Below are 16,937 nucleotides of genomic sequence, written 5' to 3'. Positions count from 1 at the left end.
CTACGTATTACCGCGGCTGCTGGCACGTAGTTAGCCGTGGCTTTCTGGTTAGGTACCGTCAAGGTACCGGCAGTTACTCCGGTACTTGTTCTTCCCTAACAACAGAGCTTTACGACCCGAAGGCCTTCATCGCTCACGCGGCGTTGCTCCATCAGACTTTCGTCCATTGTGGAAGATTCCCTACTGCTGCCTCCCGTAGGAGTCTGGGCCGTGTCTCAGTCCCAGTGTGGCCGATCACCCTCTCAGGTCGGCTACGCATCGTCGCCTTGGTGAGCCGTTACCTCACCAACTAGCTAATGCGCCGCGGGCCCATCTGTAAGTGTCAGCCGAAACCGACTTTCAGCTTTTCCTCATGAAAGGAAAAGGATTATCCGGTATTAGCACCGGTTTCCCGGTGTTATCCCAGTCTTACAGGCAGGTTGCCCACGTGTTACTCACCCGTCCGCCGCTAACCAACAGGAGCAAGCTCCTATTGATTCGCTCGACTTGCATGTATTAGGCACGCCGCCAGCGTTCGTCCTGAGCCAGGATCAAACTCTCCATGAAAGTTGATTAGCTCATTTTGTTACGTTGGCTTAGTTTCATAGTAGAAACTAATATTATTTGTTTGTTGACGTTTTTGTTTGTTTAGTTTTCAAAGAACAATTTGGAGCGGGTGATGGGAATCGAACCCACTACATCAGCTTGGAAGGCTGAGGTTTTACCAGTAAACTACACCCGCATAATATAAATGTTAAATGGTCGGGAAGACAGGATTCGAACCTGCGACCCCTTGGTCCCAAACCAAGTGCTCTACCAAGCTGAGCTACTTCCCGTATATATGGCGCGCCCGAAAGGAGTCGAACCCATAACCTTCTGATCCGTAGTCAGACGCTCTATCCAATTGAGCTACGGGCGCATTTGATAACGCAACTTTTAAAGTATATCAAAACCATTAAGGTTTGTCAACAAATCTTTTTTTGGTGCGGCCGAGAGGACTTGAACCTCCACGGGGTTGCCCCCACTAGGCCCTCAACCTAGCGCGTCTGCCATTCCGCCACGACCGCATATAATTTAGCGACAGAATCAATCATAACATCTATCTTCATCTGTTACAAGAGGAAATTTTTGGTGCGGGTGAAGGGAGTCGAACCCCCACGCCTTGCGGCGCCAGATCCTAAGTCTGGTGCGTCTGCCAATTCCGCCACACCCGCATATGATAATCGAATGGTGAGCCATGAAGGACTCGAACCTTCGACCCTCTGATTAAAAGTCAGATGCTCTACCAACTGAGCTAATGGCTCATTCTAAGGTGAGTTCCTACAACTGATTCGTGTTAGGTCAGATACTCATAAGAACTTACAAGATAAAAAATCACAAATGGCTGGGCTAGCTGGATTCGAACCAACGCATGTCGCAGTCAAAGTGCGATGCCTTACCGCTTGGCTATAGCCCAATAAGGTTTTAAAATTTTAAGAAACAGGAAATGAAACAAAGTCACTCCCCGCCCCTGATGACCCCTACGGGACTCGAACCCGTGTTACCTCCGTGAAAGGGAGGTGTCTTAACCGCTTGACCAAGGGGCCGAAATTAATAATGAAAATGGCGGAGAAGGAGGGATTTGAACCCTCGCGCCGGTCACCCGACCTACACCCTTAGCAGGGGCGCCTCTTCAGCCTCTTGAGTACTTCCCCATTAAATAAAATGGCTCCGCAGGTAGGACTCGAACCTACGACCGATCGGTTAACAGCCGATAGCTCTACCACTGAGCTACTGCGGAATAATCAATATTTATCTTCTCAACAAGGCATTTGCCCTATCGACTCTTTACATTATAAATACCTGTTGTAATAAAGTCAACATTATTTTTACATAAAAATTATAACCAGATTTCCGAAGAATTATAATTGGATTTCCTCAACTTTTGATAATTTCCCTCTACATTTTCCGCACACATACCTAGAAGTGTTAATACTTCTTTTTCTATGATAGGTTGTCTTACAGTTTGTACATTGATAAATAAGAACTTTTTTCGCAGTACGTCTAACACTACTTTCAGGCAGCTGATTGCAGAAACGAGGGGCGCCTACCTTCTTTAATAAAGACTTAAATTCAGAGTCTTTGTGCTGATAGCCTCTACCCTCCAGATGAAGGTGATAATGGCATAACTCATGCTTAATGATACCAATTAACTCTCTTTCTCCCAGCTGTTCTAAATACTTTTTATTAATTTCGATATGATGCGTCCCTAAAAGATATCTTCCTCCAGTAGATCGTAACCTTTGATTAAACAGGGCCGTATGTTTAAACGGCTTACCAAAGAATTCAAGAGATATCTTTTCTACTAATAGTTGTAGTTCCCGCTGTTCCATTTTTACAGTTCCCCACTTTCAAGCGAACATGACAACCTATTATAGCATATATTGTATATACCTTTATTGAATGATGTACTTTTCGGGAGGTTTTACACTATGCCAACTTGGTTGCAAAACCAAATGAAAAGGGCTTTCTATGAGAAGGACCGCTATCAGATTAAGCTGCTAAACCAGTGCTGGTTTTTTTACAGAAAAAAACACTGCTCCTAAAAGCAGTGTTTACTAGTTACGGCGCCTCTAGTCCCCGAGCCTGTGGAACCAAAGGCGCTTTCCCTATCTTAAGATGGCGGCAGCATAGTTAAAGCAACACGGCCCTTTTTCATATCAACAGAGTCCACCCAAACCGTTACCACATCGCCTACTGAAACAATGTCCAAAGGATGTTTGACGAAACGATTGCTGAGCTTAGAAATATGAACAAGCCCATCCTGTTTGACACCGATATCAACAAACGCGCCAAAGTCTACAACATTCCGAACTGTACCTTGGAGCTCCATTCCCGCTTTAAGGTCTTCTAGTTTTAAGACATCCTTTTTCAGCAGCGGACGAGGTAAATCATCACGCGGATCTCGTTCTGGTTTGACCAATGCATCAATTATATCCTTTAAGGTTAATTCACCAATGGATAATTCTTCAGAAACGGATTTTAAATCGAGTCCGCCGAGTGCCGTCTTTAACTCTTCTGTACCTAAGTCCTTCGCTGAGAAACCTAAACTAGTTAACAATTTTTTAACCTCATCATAGTTTTCAGGATGGATTCCAGTACGATCAAGTGGTTGTTTACCGTCTATTACACGCAAGAAGCCAATGGCCTGCTCGTAGGTTTTCGCCCCTAATCGTGGTACCTTTTTTAATTGCACTCTACTTGTAAACTTACCTTCTTCTTCGCGCTTTTTGACAATATTATTGGCAGCGGTTTTATTTAACCCCGCCACATATTGAAGCAGCGAAGAAGAAGCAGTATTCACATTCACCCCAACCTGGTTAACGGCGGTTTCTACCACAAAGTGCAGGGATTCGGATAGACGCTTTTGGGAAACGTCATGCTGGTACTGACCAACCCCAACTGATTTTGGATCAATTTTCACCAATTCAGCTAGAGGATCCTGCAGGCGGCGTGCAATCGAAACAGCACTTCTTTCTTCCACCTGGAAATTCGGAAACTCTTCTCTGGCAACATCTGAAGCCGAATAAACACTGGCACCGGCCTCGTTTACGATGAGATAAAAGATTTCTTCCTCCATCTCTTTTAAAATATCAGCGACAAACTGTTCTGTCTCCCTGGAAGCCGTTCCGTTGCCAATGGCGGCCATCTCTACTTTATATTCCCGAAGAATGTTTATAAACTTTTCACGCGCTTCTTTTGTTTTCGAAACAGGGGGATGTGGATAAATGACATCAATTTTTAAGACCTTTCCTGTTTCATCGACTACCGCTAATTTACATCCTGTCCGATAGGCTGGATCTACACCGATGACCACTTTGCCTTTTAGAGGCGGCTGCAGCAGTAGATTTCGAAGGTTTTCCGAAAAGATATGTATGGCTTGCTCTTCCGCCTTTTCCGTTAACTCCGCACGGATTTCCCGTTCAATTGAAGGCTGGATCAACCTTTTATATCCATCTTCCAGCGCTTCTTGCACTAGCGGAGCGGCTGGCGAATACTGAACACCCACCCATTTTCTTGATAAATAGGTCATGATCAGGTCTGCATTCATCTTAATGGAAACACGTAAGATGTCTTCTTTTTCACCGCGATTTAAGGCAAGAATCCGGTGGGGAACAATCTTATTGACAGGTTCCTCATATTCATAATACATTTCATAGACATTTTTTTCGTCTTTTTCTGCATCTTTCACCACTGATCCAACTGTACCAGATTTAAATGTTTCTTTACGAATCCATTTACGCCCTTCGGCATCATCAGATACCATTTCTGCGATAATATCCTTCGCACCTGCAATGGCTTCTTCAATCGTAGCCACTTGTTTTTCCTCTGATAGGAACTCTTTTGCTTTTTGCTCAACGGGGTCTTTTGGGAAAGTCATTAGCCACTCCGCAAATGGTTCAAGCCCTTTTTCTTTAGCTACCGTTGCTTTCGTTCTTCTTTTCTGTTTATATGGCCTATATAAATCTTCTACCTCTTGCAGCTTTTCAGCCTTCGTAATAGCTTTACTTAATTCAACGGTTAACTTCCCTTGTTCTTCAATAATTCGGAGGACTTCTTCTTTTCTTTGCTCCAGGTTTTGAATGTACTGCCAGCGTTCTAAGATTGACCGGATTTGTACCTCATCAAGGGCGCCAGTCATTTCTTTTCTGTAACGAGCAATAAAAGGAACTGTGTTTCCTTCGTTAAGCAATGAAATAACACTTTTTACTTGTTTAAAGGAGATCGTCAGCTCTGCAGCTATTTTTCCCAAGAGTTGCTCATCTTTTACAACTGTATCGTTCATTGAAATAATCCTCCATCCTTTATTCATTTTATTGTATCAAATTCGGGTCATGGTTTCATTAAAGGCCTCTATTCCTTTGCAAAAAGAAAAGCAAGCTAGGATTAGCTTGCTCGCGGGCAGAAAATTTAAGAGGCAGGTTATGTATGAAAAAACGCTCTTTTAAAAGAGCGTACTTTAAAACTAAAATTCGATGAGACCTAAACTTACCTGTAGGGCTTCATCCACTTTCTCCATCATTTCGTCATCGAGATGGGTGATTTTATCGGTTAACCGCTGCTTATCAATTGTACGAATTTGCTCTAGCAGAATGACCGAGTCACGTTCAAATCCGTAGCGCTTCGCATCAATCTCGACATGAGTAGGAAGCTTTGCTTTTTGAATTTGAGCTGTAATCGCTGCAACAATCACTGTGGGACTAAACCGATTCCCGATGTCGTTTTGGATGACAAGTACAGGTCGGACGCCGCCTTGTTCAGAACCAACAACTGGGGATAGGTCCGCAAAATAAACGTCACCACGCTTGACAATCAAAGGATTATCCTCCGCTTACAAGACGTTCAACTGTGTGTTCTGCCTCATATTCCGCCAAAAATGCTTCTGATGCAATTCTAAGATTGATCTTAGCCATTTCCATGTATCCACGTCTCATCGACTCGCGAATTTGTCTCTTTTTCCGTTCGCGTAAATACATTTTGGTTGCTTGGTAAATAAACTCACTGCGGTTCACATTTTCTTGCTTAACGAAACCATCTAACTCAGTTAAAAGATGTTGCGGTAACTTTACTAAGATTTCCGTAGTTGCGCCAGTTTCAGACACAAACATACACCTCCACCATCACTACACACCATTTTTATCTAACCAGAATTTCATTCTGATGCTTAAATTTAAGCGCACTTCTGTCGGGCCCTTCAAGGGTTTCCATCAGCGAGTTTTAAATTTAATATCTGTACCATATTTTATAATAACACTAATCAAGCCCAATTCATAGACTAAATATAATTCTACTGTATTATAAGCCAATCAAAGATGCTTTTATGCACAATTTACCGCAATATCATAAATATGTTTAAATTTCTTTCTTTACGCCTGTCAATTTGCCAAGAAGGTCATTTTTTATATCGACAATTTTACCGCCCTTTTTATAAAGACGGGGAACACGATTGGTTATGATACAGGGAACCTCATAATTGATGGTGTCAAGCTTCGCTGCAATTTCATTGATTGAAATGAATTCCTGTCCCTGCCGGCCAATCAGTGTGACAGGTGTCCCTACAGGCACATGAGCAGGAAGACGTACCATACACTGATCCATGCAAATTCTCCCGACAATGGGCGAACGCTTTCCGTCGACTAATACTTCTTGTCCTTGCAGCCTGCGGATCCATCCATCGGCATAACCAATCGGGATTGTGCCAATCCACTCATCTTCGCTGCTTTCATAAGTCGCCCCATAGCTGACTTTATCTCCTTTATTCACCTGTTTCACATGGATAAGCCGTGTTTGCAGTGAAAAGGCCTCCTTCAATGGGAACGGTATTTCCTTTTCCATCTCAAGAGATGGTGTAAGTCCATACATCGTAATTCCAAGCCGGACCGCGTTAAAGTAGGCATTAGGGAATCTTATGGCTGCTGCACTATTGCTGGTATGAATATACTTTGGCTGTTTTGTTAATCCCTTTAGCATTTCCTCAAATTGCGCTAATTGCTGCTGAAAGTAACGAGTATCCAGTTCATCTGCTGTGGCAAAATGAGTGAAGATTCCTTCAAAGTGAAATCGTTCATCTTTCAAAATGAATTGCTCGACGCTTGCTAATTCATCCCGGCTTCGTACTCCAATTCTGCCCATTCCCGTATCCACTTTAATATGCAAGGAAACTCTGTCGCCAATAGCCAAATGCTGCTGCGCTTTCTGCAGCCAATCTTTCTGAAAAACAGTCAGCGAAATATCATACTTGGCTGCCACTTGAACATCTTCAGGCCGAGATGCGCCTAATACTAAGATCGGAGCCTGAATACCTTTATACCTTAACGCCACTGCTTCATCCATAAAAGCTACCGCAAGAAGGCTCGCCCCCGCTGAAAGTGCTGTTTTCGCCACTTGAACATCACCATGGCCATAGGCATTCGCTTTTACCACTGCCATGATTTCCACTTTTTCTGGTAAGTGCTTTCTTACAGAGGAGACATTTTCAGCGATACACTCCAGGTCAACTTCTGCCCATGTATCCCGATAAAAATAAGCTTGCTCTTCCATCTTTCCACTTCCTAATTAAATTCCAGTTTTTTTACTACCAAATGGGATGTGATCATTTATTTCGAGCGTTGATCCCCCGCTCATCCATATAAAAGTATCATACTACTTTTTTTGTTTACATACCAAAAAAACAGGCACAAGGCCTGTTTTGGAAAGATCTTATTTTACCGATTCACCTTGAACCGATTTTGCAATTTCAACCATCTCATCCCGCTTCAGGTTTTTCGATGCGATCATATAATCGACACCGCCTTGTGACCATGAAAGCGAATGATCCGACAACGCCCCAATGGTTGCACCTAAATCAACGATATCCCCGTCCATACGAGTCGGAACAGCAGATACGACCTTTGTGGCTACCTTTTCTTGAACAAGTGTAAAAGATTTTTTGCCGTCATAGGTAAGGACAACCCGTTTGCCATCGTCCATTTTAACTGTCTTTTCTTCGATTAACTTGGTTCCTTTTATTTCAAAGGTTGGATACTTAACAGAGAATGTTTGATCCTTTTCTTTGCCGCTTGCCATTGCTGGTAAATTTAACTGTGCCCGCGTCATATTCTTTTTCATATCGAAATCGTCCTTGTCAAAATTCGCATTAAATTTAACTTTCGAAAACTCAACGGTTACAAGGGCATTCCGATCAGGGTCCATTACTTTGACGACAGCAGGTGATAAGTCGCTTTTATTCAGCTTAATTTCCTGGAATGGAAGCATACTATTGTTTTGATAACGGGTCTTCGTTTCAAAGATATAATAGTTCTTTGTGGAAGAGAACTTAGCTTCTCTATCCGCCACAATATCCTTTATTAAGGATTCATACAAATATGCTTGACTGCTATTTTGCGGCCAATCACTTTGAAAACGGAAGCTTTTATTCAATGCCGGTGTAAGAACAAAGACACCTTCTTTATTTCTTAGAATCATTTGACTTTGGTCTTTCTCTGCATTTTTTAAATTAACGCGGTAGAATGTAGGATCTTTATGCCAGATTTCTACATTATAAACTTGCGAATCTGAGCCCATTTTCAGTGTCATCTTCGCATTCACTTTATAGCTGGTTAAATCACTCTGCTTACCCTTTAGCTCCTTTACCACATCGTCTTGTGATTTTGTTCCACAGGCAGCTAGCACGAATATGACCATTAGTCCTATAATAAGCAGTAAAAACTTTTTCCTCATTCCTTCAGCCCCTTCTTGTCTCATTTTCATATGATTATCAAAGAAGAGAAAGGCAGGAATCAGGCTTATAAACCATAGCTGACCTTGTCTCTCCTATTTCCCTATGAATATATGAGACAACCATGGCGATTATTCTTGCAAAGAGGCAAGCTGTAGAAAAAATAAGGACCCCCAGATGGAGAGCCAATCACAATATTCGATCTATTCTTCTATTACAACTTGAGCAACGGCATATTCTTTACTATGGGAGATGGACAAATGCGACTGAACCTCTGGTTTTCGAAAAAACGGTTTTCCTGACCGATCTGTTTCTATTTCTATATCTAAAAAGGATAGTTCCTTTCCAATTCCAGTACCAAATGCTTTGGAAAAAGCCTCTTTTGCCGCAAACCTTCCTGCTAAAAACTCCACTTTTCTAGCCTCAGATAAGTCTTCATACGTTTTCTTTTCGTTTCCTGTTAAGATCCGGTCAACCAGCTTACTTTGCCTGCTGATCAATTCGCGAATTCTATGCAGTTCAATAATATCAATGCCAATTCCTTTAATCACGGTTTATCATCCTTCTATTTAACTTATTGTCAGCATAATAGTGTACAAGACCAAAAAACGGTTAAAGATGTAATGGAAAGGAGGTTTTAACCATTTTTACCAGAACCGAAAGCTTTCGTGAATTTATCCGCTTATTTCCGATGGTCTCTCTTATTGTAACGATTCACTTTGTATTATATCTGTTAACCATTCTTCCTATCTTCCCAAACAACTGGTTCTTTGAAAATTTTTCAGGAGTTAATCTTTATATTATGGAAGGGGAAGTTTGGAGACTGATTACCCCAACGTTTATGCATAGTGGTTTTTCACACATGCTGTTTAATAGTTTTTCCTTAATCTTATTTGGACCGACTTTGGAACGGATGCTGGGGAGCGGCAGGTTTCTATTCATTTACCTTTTCTCGGGTTTAGCTGCCAATGTGGCCACATTACTGTTTGAGCCATTGACCTACACCCACGTTGGGTCAAGCGGAGCTATATTCGGCTTATTTGGCTATTATATTGCCATCATTATCTTTAGAAAGTCTATTCTGTCCAAGCAAAACAGTCAAATTATCCTCGTATTATGTGCAGTTAGTTTAATTATGACCTTCCTGCAGCCAGATATAAATGTGGTTGCCCATCTGTTTGGGTTACTAGGTGGATTTCTTATTGGGGCAATCCCCTACTTTAATAAAAAAGCTCTAGCGGAATCATTCCAGACCACTACTTCTTGGGCCAGCAGCCAAAGAAGAAATGTCTCCTTTCAATCCCCCGTCAAGGTTCTAATTTTTGCAGTTATTATCATTCTCGCTATTCTAGGATTTTGGAGATAACCCCAACACAACAGGGAGAACCCGATTTACTCTGGTCTGCTCCCTTTTTCTTGTTCTCATGATAGAAATTTTTTAAAAGCGACCTTTGGAAAGTATTTTCCTCCCCCCCTCCACAACAGTAGGAAAAAGTTTTCTCTACTTACAATATATCCCAACAGATTAGACAACAAAATATTAACAAATCATCTTTTAATTCATATTTATTTATGTTAATGTATAAAAATAAAAAAAGAATTACCTGCAACATTTAGATAAAGTGAAGGATTCCCTTCTTTTGGAAAGGTGGATAAGATGGAGCCACTTCCTTTTAAACAATTGGTTAAAACCCGATTTAACAATTTATCGGCAGGACAAAAGAAGGTAGCCAATTACCTGATTGAAAATATAGAGACAGCTGTTTTTAAAACAGCTTTTCAAATCGGTCAGCAAGCTTCGGTGAGCGAAACCACCGTCATCCGTCTTTCCTATGCGTTAGGTTTTCAAGGGTTTAGCCAAATGCAAGAACATATTCAGCAACAAATGCTAGCGCAGAACCAAACCGCCGCAGCTGCCGACACCTCTCAATCTACCGATAAGCACGTTTTTACAAAAGTGATAGAAAACCAGGTTGATATATTAAGGAACCTGTTGGATTCAGCAAACATCGAGGAGATTTGGAAAGCCGTCGAGGTGTTAATCAAGGCCGATCAAATCTTAATAGCAGGTCAACGCATTTCTCATGCGGCCGCCTATTGGTTTTCATATATGTTAAGTACCATTCGAGGTCAAGTGAATTTATGTTCAACTTCAGATGGCTTTTTCGAAAAGTTTAGCAATCTGACTGAAGACTCCGTTGTCGTCGTGTTTTCATTTCCGCGTTATTCCAATGAAATGATAAAAATGGCTGAGTGTGCAGTTGAGCATGGAATTACCTTGATTTCCATAACCGATCGGCTTCTATCGCCTGCAGGCAGGCTTTCCAACATTGTCTTAACTACTGAAGAAAATGCGGAAACCGGCACAAACTCAATCGCTTCCGTTATTAGTTTATTAGATTTAGTGATGGAAGGAATCCAACAGAAAGACAAGACACGCATACTGGCATACCAGCAAAAACTAGAACAGCTTTATACAACCTTTGATGTATTTAATGAATAAAGAGGTGAAAATATTTGAATCCGCTAGACTTTATTGAGCAGCATAAAGACGATTTACTCAACACCTATCAAGAGCTACATGGCCTGGCGGAACCTAGCTGGAAAGAAGAAAAAACCTCCGGCTACATTGCAGAAAAACTGCAAGCTGCCGGCTTCCAGGTAAAAAAATACTGTGGTCATTACGGGTTAATGGCCGAAATACCTGGCACATCCGATCAAGTCCTGGCACTGCGGGCGGATATGGATGCCCTAGTTCAAGAAGTGAATGGTGTAGTAAAGCCGAATCATTCTTGCGGTCACGACGGACACAGCACGATGGTCCTCTATTCAGCACTGGCACTTGCCGCCAGCGGACTCAAACCAAAGCATACTTTAAGGTTTATTTTTCAGCCTGCCGAAGAAAAAGGAGAAGGCGCACTAAAAATGATGGCGGATGGCGTATTAGAGAAAGTCAGTTTGTTGTTTGGCACCCATGTCCGGCCGGTTAGTGAGCTCCCATATCGGAAGGCCTCTCCCGTCATCATTCATGGCTCAGCTGGAACAATTCGGGGAACGATAAAGGGGCGGCAAGCCCATGCAGCCCGGCCAAATGAAGGAATCAATGTGATTGAGACTGCTGCGCTTTTGGTCCAAAAGCTGAAAGAAATCGACTTACGAACAGAAGTTTCGTACTCCGTTAAAATGACACAGCTGACGACGGAAAGTGATGCAACCAATGTAATCCCTGAGACGGCACATTTTGCTCTCGATATAAGAGCACAAGCCAACGACGTTATGTCCGAGCTAGAAAAGCAGACTTACCGGGCAATGGAAATAGCCGCTGAAAAAACAGGTGCGGTCATTACATTGGCAACGGAAGAATTGGTTCCCGCCGCAGCGATAAACGAAAAAGCAATCAAATTGGCCGAAAAGGCGATTGGTGAGATTCTCGGCAAAGAAAGAGTCGCCCCGGTTTGCATCTCCCAAGGCGCTGAGGACTTTCATTTTTATACCGCCAAAAATCCCGGTCTTGCAGCTACAATGATTGGTTTAGGCTGCGGGTTAACACCCGGGCTGCATCATCCCGAGATGAAATTTAATCTAGATGCACTCATATATGGAACGAAAATTTTAACACAAACCTTGTTAACGGCTTTACAAGAAACTTAGAAAATCATTAGGAGAGTCTACTATGGAAAATACGGCACATAAACTAGATACAGCTAGTGAACAAGACAAATCACAAGAACCATTAGAAAGAAAGTTAAAAACAAGACACTTATCCATGATTGCCATAGGTGGAACGATTGGTACTGGATTATTTTTAGCAAGTGGGGCTACCATTGCAGATGCCGGTCCTGGCGGAGCGCTTACTGCCTATTTAATTGCTGGAATTATGGTCTTTTTTATTATGACAAGCTTAGGAGAAATGTCAGCATTTATTCCCATTACCGGATCGTTCAGTACGTATTCAGACCGATTTGTCGACCCCGCATTAGGATTTGCGGTTGGCTGGAATTACTGGTATAACAATGCCATTATTGTTGCGCTCGAATTATCGGCTTCTTCGCTGATTATGAAATATTGGTTTCCAGATGTTCCTGGTTTCATTTGGAGTGCTATCTTCCTCGTATTGATATTTGGATTAAACATTTTATCTGTAAAAGGATATGGTGAATCTGAATTCTGGTTTGCCATCATTAAAGTGACTACGATTATTATTTTTATCGTACTGGGCTTATTAATGATTTTTGGCATCATGAAAGGTCATACTGGCGGATTTGACAACTTTACAAAAGGCGAGGCTCCATTTAAAGGCGGATTCCTTTCCATCTTAGGTGTGTTTATGATTGTAGGTTTCTCGTTCCAAGGAACAGAGCTTGTCGGGGTTGCTGCCGGTGAAAGTGAAAACCCTGAAAAGAACATGCCAAAAGCGATTAAACAGATTTTCTGGAGAATACTGTTATTCTACGTTTTAGCGATTTTTGTTATCGGCTGTTTGGTCAGCTATAAAGATCCATTATTACTAAGCACAGATGTGAAAGATGTAGCAGTAAGTCCATTTACACTTGTATTTAAAAATGCCGGTCTTGCCTTTGCTGCTGCCCTAATGAATACTGTTATCCTTACAGCGGTACTATCTGCTGGTAACTCGGCCCTCTATGCTGCATCCCGTGTATTATGGGTGCTAGCGAAGGAGGGAAAAGCTCCAGCCTTCTTAAAAAGGGTAAGTAAAAAAGGTCTTCCGACTAATGCATTGTTAGTCTCAACCGTGATTGGGATGCTTTGCTTCTTAACCTCCCTGTTCGGTGATGGAACAGTATATGGCTGGTTATTAAATGCTTCCGGTTTAGCAGGCTTTTTATCATGGTTAGGAATTTCGATTTCGCATTACCGTTTCCGTAAGGCCTATGTTGCCCAAGGAAGAAGTCTATCAGATTTACCATACGTGGCAAAATGGTTCCCACTTGGGCCAATTTTAGCGACTGTATTATGTTTAGTGGCCGTCTTCGGACAAAACTATGGCGCCTTCTTTGGTCCAAAAATCGATTGGTACGGTGCATTAGTTTCCTATATTGGTCTGCCTTTATTCCTACTCGCTTATTTTGGCTATAAGGTTGTGAAAAAGACCAAATTGGTTCCATTGCAAGATGCGGATTTCAGCCGCGAATAGTTTTTACTGGAGGGATATAATGATGACGAAAGAAGAAATCAAAATCCGCTCCCTATCTAGCACAGCAGAGTTAGAAGATGTACGCAGACTTGAAAGTAAAATTTGGGGTGAGTCTGACTCCATCCCCACACACCAAACCATTACCGCCGTCAAAAACGGCGGTTTAGTGCTTGGTGCCTATAGTGGTGATGAGCTTATTGGATTTCAATACAGCTTCCCTGGGTTTAACGGCCAATCTGTCTATCTTTGCTCGCATGTATTGGGGACAGATGAACTGTTTCGTAATAAAGGGATTGGTGAAAAATTAAAACTTGCTCAGCGCGATGAGGCGTTAAAGCTTGGCTACTCCCTCATCACCTGGACGTATGATCCACTTGAAAGCGTTAATGGCTATTTAAATATCGGCAAGCTTGGCGGCATGGTCTCCACTTATCTTCCCAACTGCTACGGCGAGATGGAGGATTTTTTAAATAGCGGGCTCCCATCAGACCGCTTTCTTGTGGAATGGCGTATCGGTGGTGAAAAACCTGCGGATACTTTCGGGAATGCCTTCGACCAAGACTTTGTCTTGGCGAACTCGCTTGTTCAGTGGAATGTTAATGATAAAGGATGGCCTGTTGTATTGCCTTTTAGGAATGAGGAGTTACATAATCATGCAGTTCAGTTTGTTCCTGTCCCAAAAAACTATCGGTCGATTCGCGAGACAGACATCGAGCTTGCAAGCGATTGGCGAATGAGAACTAGACACGCTTTTTCCGGGCTGTTCGCCCAAGGCTGGCAGGTCAGTGGTTTTAAAAAAATAAGCAGTCCCGAGATTCCGGTGAATTTCTATATTCTCACTAAACAGTAACCCTTAGAGTTAAAGGAGACGTTTGGCATGAAAATTAAGCAAGTCATTTTAAGACATTTAAAACTAGATTTACTCTACCCCTTTACCACTAGCTTTGGAACCGAGTATGATAAGGATTTTATTTTGGTAGAAGTCAAAAACGAGGACGGGCTTTCAGGCTGGGCCGAATCGGTAGCGATGCTCGATCCTCTTTATAATGAAGAAACCGTCAAAACCAATTGGCATATCTTAGAGGATTATTTGATTCCGATCGTTTTACGAAATGAAATCCATCATCCCGATGAACTATCAGAAAAATGGTTTGCTCACCTGCGCGGCAACAATATGGCGAAAGCAGCAATTGAGGGTGCCGTTTGGGATTTGTATGCAAAAGAACAAAATATACCGCTTGCCCAAGCTCTTGGTGGTAATCGTTCCAAGATTGATGTTGGTGTCAGCATCGGAATTAAAGATACGATTGAAGAAACGATTGAAACGATTGGTGAACGCCTCGATGAAGGTTATAAGCGGGTAAAGTTGAAAATTAGGCCAGGCTGGGATGTGGCTTTAATTGACCGGGTTCGTCAGGAATATCCTGATATTCCGTTAATGGCTGATGCCAATTCTGCTTATACCCTTCATGATCTAGATCGCTTGGCAGCATTGGATGATTATCAGTTAATGATGATTGAACAGCCTTTGGCTCATGATGATATTATTGATCATGCTGACTTACAGGCTAGGCTAAAAACACCTATTTGTTTAGATGAGAGTATTCATTCTGTTGAAGATGCCCGAAAAGCGCTAAAGCTTGGCAGCTGTAAAATTATTAATATTAAAATTGGACGTGTTGGCGGGTTAACGGAATCACGTAAGCTTCATGATTTCTGCCAAGCTAATGATATCCCGGTATGGTGCGGCGGCATGCTTGAGTCCGGGGTCGGTCGGGCTCATAATATCGCGATTACCTCCCTGCCGAATTTTACTCTTCCCGGTGATACGGCAGCTTCTTCGCTTTATTGGGCTGAGGATATCATTGAGCCTGAGGTAACGGTTGAAAATGGAGAGATTATCCTTCCAACTACGCCTGGGATTGGTTTTGGGACTAGTTTAGAAAAGGTTAATAAGTATACCGTATACAGCCGTACTTATCGTGCTTAAGTTTTGTTTATAGGAGATGGCCCTCTCGTTTGTTAGGAGGGCTATTTTTTTTGTTTATTGTTTAGGGCATTGTGGTTCTATTAGACAAAATCCTGAGGTGAAACCACAAAAGTGTCCAATAGAGATTGTCTATCGGACACCACCGAAGAAGAAATCAAGAATTTGTCCAATAGGCGAGTTCTATTGGACAAAAACAGAAAAAATATAGCGACATTGTCTAATAGAACACCTCTATAAGACAAAATCCCAAAAAGAAAACTCAAAAGTGTCCAATAGGGGTGTCTATTGGACACTACCGAAGAAAAAATCAAAAATTTGTCCAATAGCCGGGTCCTATTGGACAAAAACAGAAAAACTATAGCGACATTGTCTAATAGAACACCTCTATAAGACAAAATCCCTAAAAGAACCCTCAAAACTGTCCAATAGACCAGTCCTTTTGAACAAGACCGAAGAAAAAATCAAAAATCCGTCCGCCCAATACCCGAGCCTCCAATAGACAACACTTCCCCTACTCCACCACAAAATTCGTCTGATCCAGCCATTTCAATCCGCCACGCCCCTTTAAATCCCGAACCAGTTGAAACAGGGCTGCATCCTTTTGCTTCGCTTCAATCATACAATGAATCTCCGGCACGCTCCCCTTTACTTCATTTAAAAACGTCAAAAACATCTCCGGGTCCACATAATCAGCATGCGCTCGAAACTCTTTCTCCGACCGCGGACTCGAAATATGCATCTTAATCGGCAAGTCCGAATGATCCCAGCTCGAAACAATCCGATCCCAATCCGAGATCCAATCCTCCTCTTCATGGTTCGCAAGGTGGTGATGGTAATCAAACACCATCGGAATCCCCAGCTTCTCACAAAGATATAACGTCTCCTTGACCGTAAACGTCGTATCATCATTTTCTAACATAATCATCCTTTGAATTCCAGGCTTAATGTAACCCCAATTATGAATAAACTGTTCCAGTGCTTTTTCCTTATCATCGTAACCGCCGCCAACATGCAGCACACACCGGTGCTCGGGATTGATTCCCATCCCCTTCAATAGAGCCTCATGCATGGATAATGTCTTCAAAGAGTTTTTTAGTATATCTTTATCTAAAGTATTCAACACAACAAAGTGGTCCGGATGAAAATCGACTCTTATCGAGTGATCCTTTAAAAATTCCGTAATCTTCCCAAGAGACTCCTTCAGCGGCTTGATATAGTTCCAGTCCCCTAACTCCTCATGATTGGCAAGTGGAATCAAGCGTGAGCTAAACCGGAAAAACTGAATATCATTCCCCACATTATGCTTAAGGAGACGCAGACAATTCTCCAAATTGGATTCAGCAATCCTTTCTAATTTCCGAATCGCAGCCTCACGGTCTTTAATTTTTGAGAATTGGGCAAACGTCATGGTTTGAGAGGGCGATGCATGCTGCAGTTCCACACTCATCGCTACATACCCTAGTTTCACAATCATTTCTTTCCACCCTCTGCTTTTTCGTTATCATTATTCTCACCTAATTGGAACTTTTTAACTACAAATTATTTTCTTGAAAAAG

15 protein-coding genes, 10 tRNA genes and 1 rRNA gene (1 of these 26 cut by a window edge) are annotated in these 16,937 nt (G+C 42.2%); 7 read left to right on the top strand and 19 right to left on the bottom strand.

The window, feature by feature from the left end; all coding sequences use genetic code 11:
- The 12 genes from L1999_RS01370 to L1999_RS01315 form a co-directional block, all read right to left on the bottom strand.
- Positions 1–546, bottom strand: a 16S ribosomal RNA gene (locus L1999_RS01370); it reaches 1,005 nt to the left of the window's first position.
- 101 nt (positions 547–647) lie between these two features.
- Positions 648–721 (bottom strand) — tRNA-Gly (locus L1999_RS01365).
- A gap of 17 nt (positions 722–738) precedes the next feature.
- Positions 739–815, bottom strand: a tRNA-Pro gene (locus L1999_RS01360).
- A gap of 6 nt (positions 816–821) precedes the next feature.
- A tRNA-Arg gene (locus tag L1999_RS01355) sits at positions 822–898 on the bottom strand.
- 62 nt (positions 899–960) lie between these two features.
- A tRNA-Leu gene (locus tag L1999_RS01350) sits at positions 961–1,046 on the bottom strand.
- A gap of 62 nt (positions 1,047–1,108) precedes the next feature.
- A tRNA-Leu gene (locus L1999_RS01345) sits at positions 1,109–1,193 on the bottom strand.
- Positions 1,194–1,207: 14 nt separating this feature from the next.
- Positions 1,208–1,283, bottom strand: a tRNA-Lys gene (locus tag L1999_RS01340).
- Between the two features lie 77 nt (positions 1,284–1,360).
- Positions 1,361–1,435, bottom strand: a tRNA-Gln gene (locus L1999_RS01335).
- A 58-nt stretch (positions 1,436–1,493) separates the two neighbouring features.
- Positions 1,494–1,565 (bottom strand) — tRNA-Glu (locus L1999_RS01330).
- Positions 1,566–1,582: 17 nt separating this feature from the next.
- Positions 1,583–1,673: transfer RNA gene (locus L1999_RS01325), tRNA-Ser, on the bottom strand.
- An 11-nt stretch (positions 1,674–1,684) separates the two neighbouring features.
- Positions 1,685–1,759: transfer RNA gene (locus L1999_RS01320), tRNA-Asn, on the bottom strand.
- A 121-nt stretch (positions 1,760–1,880) separates the two neighbouring features.
- Positions 1,881–2,351: a SprT family protein gene (locus L1999_RS01315; protein WP_235741909.1), complete on the bottom strand. Its 471-nt coding sequence runs from the start codon at positions 2,349–2,351 to the stop codon at positions 1,881–1,883.
- A gap of 99 nt (positions 2,352–2,450) precedes the next feature.
- On the opposite strand from L1999_RS01315, the gene cmpA reads away from it, so the two are divergent.
- On the top strand, positions 2,451–2,564 hold the full coding sequence (cmpA, locus tag L1999_RS01310) for a cortex morphogenetic protein CmpA (RefSeq protein ID WP_007083554.1): 114 nt from the start codon (positions 2,451–2,453) through the stop codon (positions 2,562–2,564).
- A gap of 68 nt (positions 2,565–2,632) precedes the next feature.
- Here cmpA and L1999_RS01305 read toward each other — a convergent pair whose 3' ends face one another.
- The 6 genes from L1999_RS01305 to acpS form a co-directional block, all read right to left on the bottom strand.
- Positions 2,633–4,804 (bottom strand): Tex family protein, encoded by a 2,172-nt coding sequence (locus L1999_RS01305; protein WP_235741908.1) that lies wholly within the window; start codon positions 4,802–4,804, stop codon positions 2,633–2,635.
- A gap of 180 nt (positions 4,805–4,984) precedes the next feature.
- Entirely contained in the window at positions 4,985–5,335 is a 351-nt protein-coding gene (gene ndoA, locus L1999_RS01300) for a type II toxin-antitoxin system endoribonuclease NdoA (protein ID WP_007083556.1), read from the bottom strand.
- A 4-nt stretch (positions 5,336–5,339) separates the two neighbouring features.
- On the bottom strand, positions 5,340–5,621 hold the full coding sequence (locus L1999_RS01295) for a CopG family ribbon-helix-helix protein (protein WP_098531723.1): 282 nt from the start codon (positions 5,619–5,621) through the stop codon (positions 5,340–5,342).
- Positions 5,622–5,871: 250 nt separating this feature from the next.
- Entirely contained in the window at positions 5,872–7,059 is a 1,188-nt protein-coding gene (gene alr / locus L1999_RS01290; protein WP_235741907.1) for an alanine racemase, read from the bottom strand.
- A 159-nt stretch (positions 7,060–7,218) separates the two neighbouring features.
- Complete coding sequence (locus L1999_RS01285) at positions 7,219–8,238, bottom strand: LolA family protein (protein WP_235741906.1); 1,020 nt, start codon at positions 8,236–8,238, stop codon at positions 7,219–7,221.
- Positions 8,239–8,439: 201 nt separating this feature from the next.
- Positions 8,440–8,787 carry a holo-ACP synthase gene (gene acpS, locus L1999_RS01280; protein WP_235741905.1) on the bottom strand — a complete coding sequence of 116 codons (348 nt, stop codon included), beginning with the start codon at positions 8,785–8,787 and terminating at the stop codon, positions 8,440–8,442.
- A 251-nt stretch (positions 8,788–9,038) separates the two neighbouring features.
- Here acpS and L1999_RS01275 point away from each other — a divergent pair, with 251 nt between their 5' ends.
- From L1999_RS01275 to menC, 6 genes are all read left to right on the top strand, one after another.
- Positions 9,039–9,602: a rhomboid family intramembrane serine protease gene (locus L1999_RS01275; RefSeq protein ID WP_235741904.1), complete on the top strand. Its 564-nt coding sequence runs from the start codon at positions 9,039–9,041 to the stop codon at positions 9,600–9,602.
- 291 nt (positions 9,603–9,893) lie between these two features.
- Positions 9,894–10,739 (top strand): MurR/RpiR family transcriptional regulator, encoded by an 846-nt coding sequence (locus tag L1999_RS01270; protein WP_235741903.1) that lies wholly within the window; start codon positions 9,894–9,896, stop codon positions 10,737–10,739.
- Between the two features lie 14 nt (positions 10,740–10,753).
- Entirely contained in the window at positions 10,754–11,887 is a 1,134-nt protein-coding gene (locus L1999_RS01265) for an amidohydrolase (RefSeq protein ID WP_235741902.1), read from the top strand.
- 22 nt (positions 11,888–11,909) lie between these two features.
- Positions 11,910–13,391, top strand: coding sequence for an amino acid permease (locus tag L1999_RS01260; RefSeq protein ID WP_235741901.1), 1,482 nt, complete (start codon positions 11,910–11,912; stop codon positions 13,389–13,391).
- Positions 13,392–13,410: 19 nt separating this feature from the next.
- Positions 13,411–14,241 (top strand): GNAT family N-acetyltransferase, encoded by an 831-nt coding sequence (locus tag L1999_RS01255; RefSeq protein WP_235741900.1) that lies wholly within the window; start codon positions 13,411–13,413, stop codon positions 14,239–14,241.
- A gap of 27 nt (positions 14,242–14,268) precedes the next feature.
- Positions 14,269–15,381, top strand: a complete 1,113-nt coding sequence (gene menC / locus L1999_RS01250) for an o-succinylbenzoate synthase (protein ID WP_235741899.1) — start codon at positions 14,269–14,271, stop codon at positions 15,379–15,381.
- Positions 15,382–15,892: 511 nt separating this feature from the next.
- Here the strand turns inward: menC and uvsE are convergent.
- Positions 15,893–16,855, bottom strand: coding sequence for a UV DNA damage repair endonuclease UvsE (uvsE, locus tag L1999_RS01245; RefSeq protein ID WP_235741898.1), 963 nt, complete (start codon positions 16,853–16,855; stop codon positions 15,893–15,895).
- Positions 16,856–16,937 lie beyond the last annotated feature (82 nt).

This window comes from Neobacillus drentensis, assembly GCF_021560175.1.
Lineage (GTDB): Bacteria > Bacillota > Bacilli > Bacillales > Cytobacillaceae > Neobacillus > Neobacillus drentensis_A.
Note: the sequence above shows the minus strand (reverse complement) of the source record. Positions and strands in the feature narration are given on the sequence as shown.

Bases quoted from the DNA above. Each gene is read 5' to 3' on its own strand.
- L1999_RS01315 (WP_235741909.1), bottom strand. From the start codon at position 2,351: ATGGAACAGCGGGAACTACAACTATTAGTAGAAAAGATATCTCTTGAA.
- cmpA (WP_007083554.1), top strand. From the start codon at position 2,451: ATGCCAACTTGGTTGCAAAACCAAATGAAAAGGGCTTTCTATGAGAAG.
- L1999_RS01305 (WP_235741908.1), bottom strand. From the start codon at position 4,804: ATGAACGATACAGTTGTAAAAGATGAGCAACTCTTGGGAAAAATAGCT.
- alr (WP_235741907.1), bottom strand. From the start codon at position 7,059: ATGGAAGAGCAAGCTTATTTTTATCGGGATACATGGGCAGAAGTTGAC.
- L1999_RS01285 (WP_235741906.1), bottom strand. From the start codon at position 8,238: ATGAGGAAAAAGTTTTTACTGCTTATTATAGGACTAATGGTCATATTC.
- L1999_RS01275 (WP_235741904.1), top strand. From the start codon at position 9,039: ATGGAAGGGGAAGTTTGGAGACTGATTACCCCAACGTTTATGCATAGT.
- L1999_RS01270 (WP_235741903.1), top strand. From the start codon at position 9,894: ATGGAGCCACTTCCTTTTAAACAATTGGTTAAAACCCGATTTAACAAT.
- L1999_RS01260 (WP_235741901.1), top strand. From the start codon at position 11,910: ATGGAAAATACGGCACATAAACTAGATACAGCTAGTGAACAAGACAAA.
- L1999_RS01255 (WP_235741900.1), top strand. From the start codon at position 13,411: ATGATGACGAAAGAAGAAATCAAAATCCGCTCCCTATCTAGCACAGCA.
- menC (WP_235741899.1), top strand. From the start codon at position 14,269: ATGAAAATTAAGCAAGTCATTTTAAGACATTTAAAACTAGATTTACTC.
- uvsE (WP_235741898.1), bottom strand. From the start codon at position 16,855: ATGATTGTGAAACTAGGGTATGTAGCGATGAGTGTGGAACTGCAGCAT.